We start from the raw sequence: 12,659 nt of genomic DNA on the forward strand, positions 1-12,659 counted from the left end.
TTCGGCCTGCCGCCGGGGGCAGTAAGCCAATGTCGTTGGGAGACTGAGTGGCTGGTTTGTGCCAGGAGGGGACGTTTGCTTTGTTCTTCGCTAGATCAATCATAGGGGAGATTAATGGGTACTATTAGTTGTTAATCGACATTACTATGTTTTGCTTATGCTTCATGAATCAAGTGACAGGAGTTATGACATGGATATCAATGAGTTTCCACCGGGAGTAATGGAACATCTTGGCTGGTATGTATACCGACTAATTGATCCAAGGGATGGAAGTACCTTCTACGTGGGTAAAGGGAAAGGGAATCGTGTTTTTGCTCATATGCGTGGTGAGGTCGCCGCGGCTGATGATGATGAATTACTTAGCAACAAACTCAAGCAACTTCGAGAGATAAGATTGGCTGGTCTTGATGTCATCCATGTCATCCACCGACACGGTATGGCTGATGAAAAGACTGCTTACGAGGTTGAAGCCGCACTTATAGACGCCTACCCCGGTTTAACTAACATCATGAACGGTGCTGGCAGCAATGAATATGGCGCTGCACACATCAAAGAGTTAATCGCAACATACCAACCTGAAACAGTCGTGTTTCAACATAAAGTCCTGATGATATCCGTGAACAGAAGTTCAAAGGATGTAGACCTCTATGATGCTGTTCGTTTTAGCTGGCGTGTCAGTGTTGAGCGTGCTCGTAAGGCTGAAGTTATACTGGCTACAGTTAGAGGAATCGTAAGGGGGGTGTATGTGGCTGATGAGTGGCTCAAATCTACCCGTGAGAATTTCCCTGAGATGCCTTCATGGGATGCAGACGATGAGTTTGAATCTACTCAAAAATCCCGCTTTGGGTTCCGAGGAAGAGTAGCATCCCCAGATATATTACAGCATTACCTAGGTAAAAAAATTCCGGATGATCTGAGAAAGAAAGGTGCGATGTCTCCTGTGAAATATTCTCCTGGCTTTTGATTTCTGAATGGGGCTGATTTCTATTCATAGTCACTTTTCGCCCATGGGCGGCCTTTGGTCGCTCAAACCAACCCAACCCTCAGATTCATCCTCTCTACCGTCAAATGCCTCTTTGAGATGTGCCGCCGATCTCACCAGCTGAACGGCCTGACAGGTAACCAGACTGGGAAATGGAGACGGCTGAGCAGTCCAGCCCGCTGCCAACGGCCCGCTGCTGCTCATCGAGAGCCGGTGGATTACGCCCGTTAGTCCCGCCGCGAAGCCGAACCCGGAGCCAGGGGTTTTACCCCTGATTCGCCATAGCCATCTGAATTGACATCAGGGCTGAAGTTAAATGGAGAATCCCGACCCGGATGGTCGGGTTTTTCATGCTGGACGGAGCTGAAAATGGATGGGATTTACCCGGCAATGCTGGTGGGATAGCGTCCCGGCGAAAAACGCTGAATAAGATCCTCCAGATTATCGCCAGTGACCGGCGGTGAGATCAGATAGCCCTGAAAGCGATCGATGCCCAACGCCTTCAGCATATTAAATTTTTCCAGGCTATCGACCCCTTCGGCAATGCAGCGGCTACCGGAAAGCTGGCAGTAATAGATCAGGCTTTTGATCAGCGCCAGGGCGTGGGGATCCCGCTGCAGATCGTTGACGATACTGATATCCAGCTTGTACTCATTAAAGCGCACGGTGCGGACCGGAAACAGGACGCTGCTGCGCGAAAAGCAGTCGTCAAGCATGATGCGAAAGCCCTGCTGCTGTAAGCGGGCGATCGTATCGCCCGTTTTACTGTGACGATTGAGATCGACAGTTTCGGCAAATTCCAGTACCAGCCTCTCACCCTGCTGTGGTTCCTGCAGCTGCTGACGGGCCGCCTCCATCATCCGGATAATGTTGCTGTTGTTGGCGATGACCGGCGGGATGTTAACCGCGAAATAATAGTCGCCCGGGTATTGATTGATATTCTGCACGGCCTCCTGCAGGACAAATGCCGTGAGCAGCAGCCAGGCATATTCCGAGCGTATCTGCGGCAGAAACTCGGCTGGCAACAGTACATCGCCATTGCGTCGCCAGCGCGACAGCATTTCGATGCCCTGCAACATCAGGCGGCCATCGGTGATGGGCTGAAACACAGGAAACACTTGCCGGCAGTGAATGGCATGGATGAACTCGCGTTCAAAAGCGGAGAGCGCGGTAACCGCGCTCGTTTTCTGTCCTTTGGTCTGGCTACCGGGAAAACGGTTGGCCAGATGGGGATGATGTTCAACCATCTTTTTCAGTCCTGAGCTTCTCTGGGTGTAGAGGGTTTTGTGACTAAGCCCCCGACGTTGTGCCTGATGATTGATGCTGAATCCCCGCAGCCAGTCCAGCGCGGTGCTCAGTTCTGGTTTGGTCACGCCGGCGGCCGGTTTAGCGCAGATAATCATCTCCTGAGACGCCAGCTGCGCCAGCAGGGGATAGCGTTGTCCGCCGTCGGGTCTGAGCAGCGCCGCCAGCTGTCGACAGGGTAAATCAGAGGCGACGGCCCGTACCCTGGCCAGATGGCGCGGCTTGCCGACCTGATGTAACAGCGTCTGCCACAGCCAGTTGGCCGGGCTGCGGCTGAGGATCAGCATCGGCAGCGGAACGGCGCTGTGTTTCAGCAGCAGCCCCGCCTGCCGCAGAGTGAGCAGCAGCCAGAACGGATCGTCGGGTAAAAAAACCACGATACGCCTGACGGTCACAATATCGGGGATTAACAGCGCCTCGTGAAGCTGAGGGAACAGGCGCCTGGGCCGCAGCAGGCCGCCGTCGTCCATCAGGGAAGACAGCCCCTCGGCGGCTATCGCGCAGGGCGAAAGAATATAGTCCACCGGCGGGGAGGCCTGCGTCGCGCAGCCCTTACTGGTAGACAAACGTCACCCCAATAATGGACTGCACATTACCTGCCGTCACCTGACCCGTGGTTCGCGCATAGGTCGCGGTGAGCCCCAGATTGACCGGCGAAGTGCCGACCGTACCCAGCGACACCGTGCTGTTGGCGGGCACGATGCTGCCGTTACGCGTCATCTGTACGCCAATCCCCTGCGCCGCCGACGTCGAAGCGGTATTGCTGAAGATCGAATTGGCGGTATCGGCGGTGGTGCCGGAAAGGTAGTAGCCGAGATTCTGGTTTTGCGCGCAATGAACCGTCACCGGAACGGCCATTGAGCCAGGATAATCCGGAAGCGTTACCGTCACATCGCGAGCGGAGACATCGCAGCCGCCGGTCGGCACCACCACATCATTGTTGGCGTAAATGTTCCAGACAAACTGATAGGAGTCGCTGTTATAGTTGTTGGTCTGGTGAAGAATGAGCACCGCGATCAGGGAACCGGAGGTGATCGCCACCCCGCCAGCGGTGCTGACCGGCGTCAGATAGAGCACGGTAGGCCACGGTTTATCGGTGGTTGAATCATAGATGACCCGCGCGGTTTCCGTGGTGGTGGGGAAGGGATAGGAGGTACCGTTGTACTTTACGGTGCCGGAAAAACTCGACAGCACCCCGCCATAGGCGGAGCCTCGTTGCAGGGTCACGTAGTCGGTAATGGTTTGCGGATAGTCGTTATGGCAGAAGATTTGCGTGGAGAGATCGACCACCAGGTTTTGCCCGACGTTCACCGCCGGCGTCAGGTTGACGTAGACGTTCGCGCTGCCGCCGCCGATGGGGATCGTCGCCCCGGTAGCGGTTTTGCAGGCAAAGGACCAGGCATTAACCGACCAGCCCAACAGCAGCAGCGTGGTCAACAGGGTCATCATTTTTTTCATCAACTTACTCTCCTGATTCAGGCGTAGGTGTAGGTGACGCTAATCACCGCCTGAATGGTTCCCTGGGTGGCGCCGCCGTTAACCGTCAATGCTCTGACCTGCAGCGGGAAGCGGGCGGACTGCGTTGAGTCATCGACCTGGACTGCTTTAGTGGCGCCGTTGTTCAACGTGGTTCCGCCGTCATCCTGCAGCTCCAGCTGGATATTGCCGGCGGTACCCTGGTTTTTGTAATACCCGGTGGCGTCCGCGGTACCGCTAAAGCTGGCGGTGACGCGCGAGGTGCCGATGGGGCAGTTGCTCAGATCGAGCGACACGCCGTGCCAGGCCGAAGCGGCGCCTGCCGAGACCAGACTGAAGGTATACAGGTCGCCGAGCTCGACGGTGGCATTCGTGGTCGAGACCGTACAGGGTTTGGCGACCACTTTGCCGTTAACGGTGATCGTGATATCGGCCGCCTGTAGGGGAGAGCAGGCCAGTGCCAGCGCGCCCGCCAGAAGCCATTCTCGGGGAATGCATTTCATCTCAACCTCCGGTTACTGAAATTCCAGCGTGAATGTCGCTGTCGCGTTGACGTGCCCGGCGGTAACCGGCACCTGGGTGGCCATCAACCGCGCATAAAAGTTCAGGGTATTGGTCTGCCCGGGCGTCAGCGTCGTCCAGGCGATCGCCGTTGAGGGGGCGTTCAGCGGCAGCATCGTCTGCTGACCATTGAGAATCTGCACCCCCATGCCCGCCGCGGCCGACGCGCCGCTGTCCAGCTTCAGTAAGCTGGTGTTGTCGTTATCCGCCACGCCGATGAAGCCCACTTTGACCGCGGTCACCGAGCTGCCGCAGGGCGACAGCACGATGCGAAACGGCACCACCGGCGTTGTCGCGCCGATGGTGTTGAACTGTTTAGCGGCGTTATCCATCAGGTCGACGGTAAAGTCTTTTGACTCACCCGCCACCGCGCAGGCGTTATCCCGGACATATCCGCTGATGGTAATGGTACTGTCGGCCGCGAAAGCGTTGGCGATGGCCAGCGACAGCACGGCTCCCAGCAGATACAGCGATTTGGTCATCATCATTTCTTCCTTAGCGACAGACGGCAGACAGCTGGCTCAACGCCTGCTGCTGGCTCTCTTGCGGCAGCTGATACTCGGCCACGCAGCTGGCATCGGGGCCTTCACCCCATGTCACCTGCACTTTGCCGGCCAGCGGCATACCGCTCAGATAAACCTGCCCGTTATCGGCCACGATACTGCCGCTCTGGTTATTGGCTGAGGTCACCATGGCGCCAAACGGAACCGGCTTGCCATTACGGGTTAGCGTCATCAGCAGCTTCATGCCGACGTGCGCTTTGAAATCTGCGCGCACGATGGCGCCGTGCGTGGGCACCACGCTGACCACCGCATCATCCAGGTCGACGTTGTCAGCCAGCGTGTTGGTGTCCAGCGCCACGCGGTTTTCACGATATTCGGTGGCGTACGGCAACACCGCATAGCCACGCCAGTCGGTACGCACCCCGGTCTGGTTTTCCACTTTCACGTTGTCGGCCCCCGGAGCCTTAACCAGCACCACCGTATCGTTCAACGGCTGGCTCAAGGTGACGCCGTTGCCGTGGGCAAGCACGCCGCCGCTTACGCCGTAGTACAGCTGTTTCAGGCCATCGCTTCGGCTGTAGCCGACGTTGGCGTTACCGTAGCCGCCGCGATAGTTCAGCGCCGCGTATCCGGTACCGCCGCTCCCGCCGTTGCCGCCGCCGGCATAGCCGGTCTGCACGCTGTAGCTCAGGTTATTGTCCTCCAGCAGCGTGCCGTACAGCCCGGCGAGGTTGGTCATCCGGCCATCGAGGTCGTGCGACATGCTGTAGCTGGCGCTGGCATGGCGCCATACTGATTTGCTGTCCGAGCGCAGCCAGTGGCTGAACGGAATGTTGACGTTGACCGCCAGCATCTGGTCGCGCCCCTGCTGCCAGGCGTTTTTGGTCAGGCTGTAGCTCAGCGTCCAGTTGATGTCGTCAACCGCAGTGTTCAGTCCGGCCTGCAGCTGCTGGTCCGCTTTGCCGGTTGACCAGTAGGTCTGATGGCTGCCGCTCAGGTAGAGCGTGGCGGTGCGTCCCAGCTGCTGGGTGACGCTGACCTGCACCTTGCCGCGTTTGCTGTAGGCGAGGTTGTAGTAGTCGGTGAATTTAGGCTTCACCTGGATAACGCCATCCTGGGTCTCGACGTCGTAGCCGCTCATCCGGCTATAGGTGGTATCGGCAAAGCTGTAATAGCCCCGCGTGGAGTAGCGGTAGCCGACCAGCTGAATATTGGTGCCGACTTCGTTAAGCGATTTGTTATAGAGAAAACGCAGCGACTGCCCCTGATGCTTGCTGTCATCAGGTAGCGTGGCGTTGGCCTGGGTCACGTCCAGCGATACGGCGCCGAACTCGCCCATGTTTTTGCCGACGCCGAGGTTAAAGGCACGGTAGCGGTCGGCAAGCTGGGAGCCGCCGTACAGCGTCCAGCCCGCCGCCAGGCCGTGCAGCAATGTCCCCTGGAAGAATTTCGGCTTCTCCTGCTGGTCGTTACCGCTGCGATATTCCCCCGCCGTCAGAGCGAAGCGCGAATGGCCCTCACGCTGCAGCACCGGCACCGTTGACCACGGCACGGTAAAGACCTGGCGGGTACCGTCGGTCTCTTTGATGGTGACCTGCAGATCGCCGCCGTTCCCGGCGGCATAGAGGTCGTCGATCGTAAACGGTCCCGGCGGCACCGTGCTCTGATAGATCTCATAGCCGTTTTGCCTGATCGAGACCTGTGCCGTCCCGCGGGCAATCCCGTGAATGACCGGGGCGAAACCTTTCTGGCTGTCCGGCAGCATATTGTCGTCAGAGGCCAGCTGGGCGCCGCGGAAGTTGATGCCATCGAACACGTCGCCGTTGGTATAGCTGTCGCCGAGGGTCAGGCGCGAGCGTAGGGGAACAATATCCCTCTCCAGCCAGCTGTTGACGTGCTGCCACTTATTCTCGTTGCTCGATGAACTGCCGCCGCTGCTGTAGCTCCAGGTGGTGTTATCGCGCAGGCGCCAGGCGCCGAGGTTGAGGCCACTTTGCAGATTCAAATAGGCATAGTTGCTGCTGCCGCCGATATCGTTATGGACATTGTTGCCGGTAAAGTTGTAGTTCAGCAGCCCGGCGGTGATGCCGTCATCCCACAGTTCGGGCGGGATATATCCGCGCGCACGATTGCCCATAAAAGCCTGTGGCACGGTCAGATACAGGCGCTGTTGGCCCACGTCAAAACGGCTGGTCGACTCTTTGATCATCTCCGCCATCGGCACGCAGGCATCGGCCGCGAGGGCATTCATACCGGACACGGCGGCGGTGTTGACGCCCATGCTGGCCAACTGGCCGCGGGTCAGGCAGGGAGCCAGACCGTGGTGGTTCTCTCCGCTCTTAAAGGTGACATCGCGAGTCGTCATAAAGCCGTTATTCAGATAGATATCGACGCGATAGGTGCCCGGTGGCACCTCTTGACCCTTTTCGAAATTCGACAGATCCGCCACTGCGGCAGGATCATCGGCGAGGAAACGCGGGTTAAAGTAAAGTTCCGCCTGCGCGGAAAAGGCCTGCATGGCAAGCAAAAGGGCAAAAGGGAACCGGGCAAAGACGCGAGCCGATCCCGACGCGCGGCGCCGCGCACCCAGGCGGTCCGATCCATATTTCAGATGTGACATAGTCCCTCCGGTCCGAAGTCGCCCGGCTGTCAGTTCTTTTTATATTTCAGGGGAGAACGCTATTTCCCCGTGGTTATTGCAGTGCGCCCTTCATCCGTGGGGTCAGTGCGCCGTAGTCGTTAATCGTCCGGTAGGTGATGTCGCGTCCGGCGTCGGACGGGATTTTTACCGAGGCTTCCCCCATCGGCGGAACCAGCGCATTTTCCAGCACCCGGGTGCCGGCATTGAGTTCGGTCACCGTCAGGTAGTAGGGCGTGGGATTGATCAGCGTCAACGTGTTGGCGCTACGGCGAAATGTCAGCTTCTCTGCCGCCTGATCCGGCGACAGCGCGAGTTTCCCCGGGCGGTAATAGAGCTTGATGCGGCTGATAATCGCCAGCTGCAGCGTGTTATCGCTAAGCTTTGATTTATCCATGGAGGGGATGGCTTTCACGTTCATCCAGAACAAACTTTCCCGATCCTGCGGCAGCTTGTCGTTGGTCGCATCGATTATGCGCAGCGTATTCTCTTTTTTGCCCTGCATAGCGAACAGCGGTGGGGTGATCACAAAGCGCCCGTCTTTTTGTCCGTCGGCGTTTTCGACCCACGACTGAATCAGATAGGTGCTGTTGTCGTCATTGTTGGTCACCGCCAGCTGAACCTGCTTTTGTCCGGCGGGATAAATAACGCGGGTGGCTCCCAGCGCCACGCCCGCTTCGGCACGCGCAGCGAAACCGGCGGTCGTTATCATCAATAAGCCCGCCAGTAAGCAGCGTGTCATCCCCAGTGTTTTTCTCACGTTTTCCCCTTTTATACTCGCCGTTATGTCCTGCATCCGGTATGCCTGCTGGTTAATTACTGATAGGTCAGAGAGAACCAGGCCTGAGCATTTGCGGCTCCGCCGGTAACCTGATGTCCGGTCGCCCGATATTTAGCGACAAAATGGAGCGTGGTGGGGCCGGTATACAGTCGTGACCAGGCGCCCGGTGGGCTGTTGAGCGGAATCAGGCGATCTTCTTTGTCGAACAGCGCGACGCCGATACCGGTTGCGATGCCGGGGCCTTCGCCAACCGAGAGCACGTCCGGATTTTTGCCATCAGCGACGCCATGAAAGGCGACACCAACCCGTTGACTGACGGCGGTGCTGCAATCCTGGAGATGAATATCGAAAGGAACAGGGTCAGTATCTTCCCCTGGCGAATGAAACCGATTGCTGCTGATCTGTCCCATGTTGACCGTCAACTGCTGGTCTCCTGCTTCAACGCGGCAGGATTCGGCAATAATGACGCCCTGAAAGCGCATATTTCCGCCGGGTAACGTCACATTCCACTGGTTTCCGGCCAGCGCGAGCGGCGACAGTAAAAAAAACAGCAGGCCAGATTTCATTCCTTGCATCGTTATCACCCCAGTCCTGTTGTGGATAACGGGCCATCCTGGCCCGAGCAGCGTCCTTGCGTGATGAGTGAATTATTCGTACTGCACTTTGAAGGTTGCGTCGGCGTTAGCAGTACCTGCGGTTGCCGCGCCAGTCGCGTAGTAGCGAGCCTGGAAAGGAATGATGTTGGTGCCGTCGTTCAGCGTGGTTGCTGCACCGAAGGTTGCGCCGTCCAGCGCCAGCGGAGTACCGGTGCTGTCGAGGATCTGTACGCCAACGTTCGTCGCGCCACCGGCTGCAGAGTTCTGCAGTGCCAGAACGGTGGTGTTGCTGCTGTCTACGGCAGTACCGGAGAATGCAACGGAAGCTTTGGTTGCGACGGTAGTATCGCAATCATCCAGCTGGATGTTAAAACCGACCGCAGAGCTGGTGCTGCCTGCAGTAGCGAGTTTGGCTGAACGAACCTGGCCCAGTTGAACGGTCTGATCGATAGAGCCAGCATCAACGGCACAGGCCGCGTTGACCACTTCCCCTTTAAAATGCACTGTGCCGCCATTAACCGTGGTGGTGTCAGCCAGGGCCGCCGCGGAACTCAGAGACAGGGCTGACAGAACAACGATAGCCAGTGTTTTGATTTTCATGCTGTTTTCCTTTAAACAATGTCGATATTACGAACCGAAATTGGCAGTCGTCGTGCCTTCCAGGCATTCCATGTATCAGCCGAATGGTTCGACTGCCGGCTCTGCGCAGTTTTCGCCCAACTGATGAGTCAATTGGGGCCATTTTGACTCATTGAGATAAATACCTGGTTTTTTGGTTTTTTTAGATTGTTGTTAGGTTATTATTCTTTTAATTTATTGTTTGTTGGTTTTATTTTCTGTTTTTTTGTTTTGAAGAAGGTCGGTCATCGGGCGAGGTCAGGGCGGATGAGATGACGGGTAAGCGGAAAGGATGAAGAGATAAGTAAAGTTTCTTAAGGGTAAAATATGATAGTAATCAATCGGATGAATTTAATTCGTGAGAATATATGTACTTGCCAGTTGCAAAAGATTGCAAAACATTTTTATGATATAAACAGTTTGGCCCCAATTGACTTGTTCATTTTTAAATTTATCCTTATTTATCAAATGAATAAATCATTTCTTCGAACCATGAGAATTTTCTTCAAGCAGATTATTTCTTTCCCATAATCCTGCGAAACGCGCGGCATTGCTGGCGGTATAACGCACTGTATGTCGAATATTGCGATGACCCAGATAATCCTGAATTAAACGGGTATCTGTCCCTCTTTCCGCAAGTTCATAGCCGCAGGCATGGCGCAGCATATGCGGGTGAGTGTGGGTAGCGGTTCCGGCCTCTTCGCCGGCGCTACGAATAATCCGATAGGCCTGCTGGCGGGAAAGCTGAGTGCCGCGGCGGGAAATAAAAATCGCATTGGTTTTTTGTGCCGCTTTCCAGCCGGCGCGAACCTGGGTCCAGCGCGCAATAGCTTCCAGCTCGTCGAATCGCAGCGGGTGGATGGTCGAAAATCCATTCTTCAACCGACGGACGTTGATGCGGCCCTCATTGAGGTCAAGATCGCGATAGTGCAGATCGAGCAGTTCGCTGATGCGCATCCCGTGACGAAAGGCCAGCAGGATAAGGCAATAATCCCGCTCTCCGGTTGGACCCTGCCGTGCCGCCTGCATCATTGCCTGAACTTCTTTGGCGGTAAGAAAACGACGTCGATTCACAATACAATGCTCCTGAAATTAATTTGCACGAAGACAGCGTCCTGAAGCAATTATCAGGACGGTTAAAAAATAATCCGCAGTGTTAAAGGCGTATTATATAAAGGTACATATACAGTTCATTCTTCACGTTGCCATGATGTTGAAGCTGTAAAAATAGATGGTCACATTACATTCACACATCGTTAAAATATAGCTACACGACAATTCTTATTTTTATAGATTTTATGGCATATCACAATAGTGACAGCAAGGCTTCTTGCCAGGTACATCAAATTACGAGGAAAAAAAGTGAATGAGAAGCTGGCTTTGGACGGAAAATATAATGCTGAATGGTTTAACCTGACAATAAATAACGAATTGAAATCCTGAGTATTTACAAGGGTTTCAGCAGGAACCGTATTATGTATGAAATAAGAACTTGCGGGAACAATAATCGTAATTAACGCATGGTTAATATTTATTAATGTTTTCAGCGATCGTTGTTCATTTTAACGCCATCGAGAGTATCAGGCGTCAACTCCTTTTGACGCCCGGACCGTCATTGCAAAATGCTGTTACGCTGCTTCTCTTTTACATTGTCCCAGATGCCGTAAAAACGCCCGGCGTTGCTCGCGGTGTACCAGACGGTATGGCGGATATTTCGGTGGCCAAGGTAGTCCTGAATAAGGCGGGTATCGATACCCATATTCGCCAGCGCAAATCCGCATGAATGGCGAAGCATATGGGGATGAATTTCAATCGTTAATCCGGCGGTGCCTCCGGAGGAGGATATTATCTGGTAAAACTGCTGGCGGGAAAGCGGATTGCCTTTACGCGATAAAAACAGCCATTCACTGTCGGCATGCGGATAGGTTTTTCGAATATCCAGCCAGTTTTTCAGTGCCTGAATTTCTTTATTGAGTAAAGGATGGGTAGTGGAAAATCCTTTTTTAAGACGATGGATATAAATACACTTAGAGCGCAAGTCAATATCAGATATTTGCAGGCGGCAAATTTCACTGGCGCGAAACCCATGAATAAAACAGAGTAATGTCAGGCAATAGTTTCGGGCAGCATGTGCTCCGGTGTTCGCCGCTTTAAGAAGCGATTCAATCTCATTCTGAGTAAGGAAGTTCCTTTTTTTGATATCGGCATTATTCTTCATTATATTCCCTTTTAATTGCAGGCGTATATTACGAACTATTCGTTGTCGTCAGGCCAGCTTTGTTGTCCGATTGAACATTTTTTCGCTTATATTTCGCCATCGCGCCAGGCACTTTTAAAACGTGTTACGTACTCCAGCTTGTATCAAGCTGAACCGGGTCATCAGAAGGCGGGTATTTAGTTGAATCATGAAGTATCTCCATGCTCTGGAACGAATGACTTCATGGAATACAATGGATTAAATCTTTTTGGGTTAAACAATGACGCTGTTCCTGGGGGGGAGCATGTCCCGATCATCCTTCATTCCTCCTGGTTGCACACGCCGGTGATACAGGGGCGCAGGGCATCGCTCTGGCGCTAGCCCAACGAATATCGACATCCTGATACATGCCGCTCTGCCATGAGATATCACGACTGGCGGATCTCTTAGCGGACGGGGATGGATAAATCATCTCCGGGTTCTCCCTTGTCGCCTCGGCGCAGGTTGAAGGATTTTTGTGTCTGGTCTGCTAATAATTAAATGCCCGTTAACCTGCCGCCATTCCTTACAAAAGTGAATCCGGCTCTGGCCTGGTGAATATTCCACGAAGCGCTTCGCAGAACGCGAAGAACGATATACTCGCCTGGGTAGCATTCACTGCATCACTACAACAATGATTAAACCATACTGCAAAATTATGTTCGAGAATAGTAATAATAAGCCCGGCGGCACAAGCCTCCTCTCCGCGCGGGACTTAATTTCGGCTAAGGGCCGGAGGGCGATTTCGTATGCGTAGCGCGCGAAAATGGTGGCGGTCAGGGGGGTTACTGGAGTTATTTGACGCTTTTCGCTTGAGGGTTCTGGCTATCCTGTTGTTTGTTAAGATGCAGTTTTGGGATTTTATGAAGATTACTGGAGTTATCTGGAGTCTTTCCCCGGTATCACAGAGAAAGGGTGTTTTTCACGGCGAATAGATTCAAACCCTTGCCGCGAAATATGCAG

Annotated in this window: 11 protein-coding genes; 1 reads left to right on the top strand and 10 read right to left on the bottom strand. The window is 54.5% G+C overall.

Going from position 1 to position 12,659, the window contains the following annotated elements; translation table 11 throughout:
• Positions 1 to 283: 283 nt before the first annotated feature.
• Positions 284 to 964 carry an LEM-3-like GIY-YIG domain-containing protein gene (locus tag Q1L34_RS04290; RefSeq protein WP_463666832.1) on the top strand — a complete coding sequence of 227 codons (681 nt, stop codon included), beginning with the start codon at positions 284 to 286 and terminating at the stop codon, positions 962 to 964.
• 398 nt (positions 965 to 1,362) lie between these two features.
• Here the strand turns inward: Q1L34_RS04290 and Q1L34_RS04295 are convergent, their stop codons facing one another.
• From Q1L34_RS04295 to Q1L34_RS04340, 10 genes are all read right to left on the bottom strand, one after another.
• A complete protein-coding gene (locus Q1L34_RS04295; protein ID WP_004867305.1) occupies positions 1,363 to 2,811 on the bottom strand; it encodes an EAL domain-containing protein in 1,449 nt (482 codons plus the stop codon).
• A gap of 28 nt (positions 2,812 to 2,839) precedes the next feature.
• Positions 2,840 to 3,736: a fimbrial protein gene (locus Q1L34_RS04300; RefSeq protein ID WP_054829215.1), complete on the bottom strand. Its 897-nt coding sequence runs from the start codon at positions 3,734 to 3,736 to the stop codon at positions 2,840 to 2,842.
• A 26-nt stretch (positions 3,737 to 3,762) separates the two neighbouring features.
• Positions 3,763 to 4,266, bottom strand: a complete 504-nt coding sequence (gene fimG, locus Q1L34_RS04305; protein ID WP_015585803.1) for a type 1 fimbrial minor subunit FimG — start codon at positions 4,264 to 4,266, stop codon at positions 3,763 to 3,765.
• A gap of 12 nt (positions 4,267 to 4,278) precedes the next feature.
• The gene (gene fimF, locus Q1L34_RS04310; protein WP_015585804.1) at positions 4,279 to 4,809 is read right to left on the bottom strand and encodes a type 1 fimbrial adaptor subunit FimF; all 531 of its coding nucleotides are present in this window, start codon (positions 4,807 to 4,809) and stop codon (positions 4,279 to 4,281) included.
• Between the two features lie 10 nt (positions 4,810 to 4,819).
• Positions 4,820 to 7,447, bottom strand: a complete 2,628-nt coding sequence (locus Q1L34_RS04315) for a fimbrial biogenesis usher protein (RefSeq protein WP_015585805.1) — start codon at positions 7,445 to 7,447, stop codon at positions 4,820 to 4,822.
• Between the two features lie 73 nt (positions 7,448 to 7,520).
• Entirely contained in the window at positions 7,521 to 8,261 is a 741-nt protein-coding gene (locus tag Q1L34_RS04320) for a fimbria/pilus periplasmic chaperone (RefSeq protein ID WP_004867293.1), read from the bottom strand.
• 20 nt (positions 8,262 to 8,281) lie between these two features.
• Positions 8,282 to 8,821, bottom strand: a complete 540-nt coding sequence (gene fimI / locus Q1L34_RS04325) for a type 1 fimbrial minor subunit FimI (protein ID WP_032718216.1) — start codon at positions 8,819 to 8,821, stop codon at positions 8,282 to 8,284.
• A gap of 72 nt (positions 8,822 to 8,893) precedes the next feature.
• Entirely contained in the window at positions 8,894 to 9,442 is a 549-nt protein-coding gene (fimA, locus tag Q1L34_RS04330; RefSeq protein ID WP_004867288.1) for a type 1 fimbrial major subunit FimA, read from the bottom strand.
• A gap of 495 nt (positions 9,443 to 9,937) precedes the next feature.
• Positions 9,938 to 10,534: a type 1 fimbria switch DNA invertase FimE gene (fimE, locus tag Q1L34_RS04335; RefSeq protein ID WP_004867283.1), complete on the bottom strand. Its 597-nt coding sequence runs from the start codon at positions 10,532 to 10,534 to the stop codon at positions 9,938 to 9,940.
• A gap of 538 nt (positions 10,535 to 11,072) precedes the next feature.
• A complete protein-coding gene (locus Q1L34_RS04340) occupies positions 11,073 to 11,678 on the bottom strand; it encodes a tyrosine-type DNA invertase (RefSeq protein ID WP_015585808.1) in 606 nt (201 codons plus the stop codon).
• Positions 11,679 to 12,659 lie beyond the last annotated feature (981 nt).

Source organism: Klebsiella ornithinolytica, from assembly GCF_030505655.1.
In the GTDB taxonomy this organism is placed as follows: domain Bacteria; phylum Pseudomonadota; class Gammaproteobacteria; order Enterobacterales; family Enterobacteriaceae; genus Klebsiella; species Klebsiella ornithinolytica.

What these genes read in the sequence shown, in the direction of transcription:
- Q1L34_RS04300 (WP_054829215.1), bottom strand. Translation starts at nt 3,736, where the DNA reads ATGATGACCCTGTTGACCACGCTGCTGCTGTTGGGCTGGTCGGTTAAT.
- fimG (WP_015585803.1), bottom strand. Translation starts at nt 4,266, where the DNA reads ATGAAATGCATTCCCCGAGAATGGCTTCTGGCGGGCGCGCTGGCACTG.
- fimF (WP_015585804.1), bottom strand. Translation starts at nt 4,809, where the DNA reads ATGATGACCAAATCGCTGTATCTGCTGGGAGCCGTGCTGTCGCTGGCC.
- Q1L34_RS04315 (WP_015585805.1), bottom strand. Translation starts at nt 7,447, where the DNA reads ATGTCACATCTGAAATATGGATCGGACCGCCTGGGTGCGCGGCGCCGC.
- Q1L34_RS04320 (WP_004867293.1), bottom strand. Translation starts at nt 8,261, where the DNA reads ATGCAGGACATAACGGCGAGTATAAAAGGGGAAAACGTGAGAAAAACA.
- fimI (WP_032718216.1), bottom strand. Translation starts at nt 8,821, where the DNA reads ATGCAAGGAATGAAATCTGGCCTGCTGTTTTTTTTACTGTCGCCGCTC.
- fimA (WP_004867288.1), bottom strand. Translation starts at nt 9,442, where the DNA reads ATGAAAATCAAAACACTGGCTATCGTTGTTCTGTCAGCCCTGTCTCTG.
- Q1L34_RS04340 (WP_015585808.1), bottom strand. Translation starts at nt 11,678, where the DNA reads ATGAAGAATAATGCCGATATCAAAAAAAGGAACTTCCTTACTCAGAAT.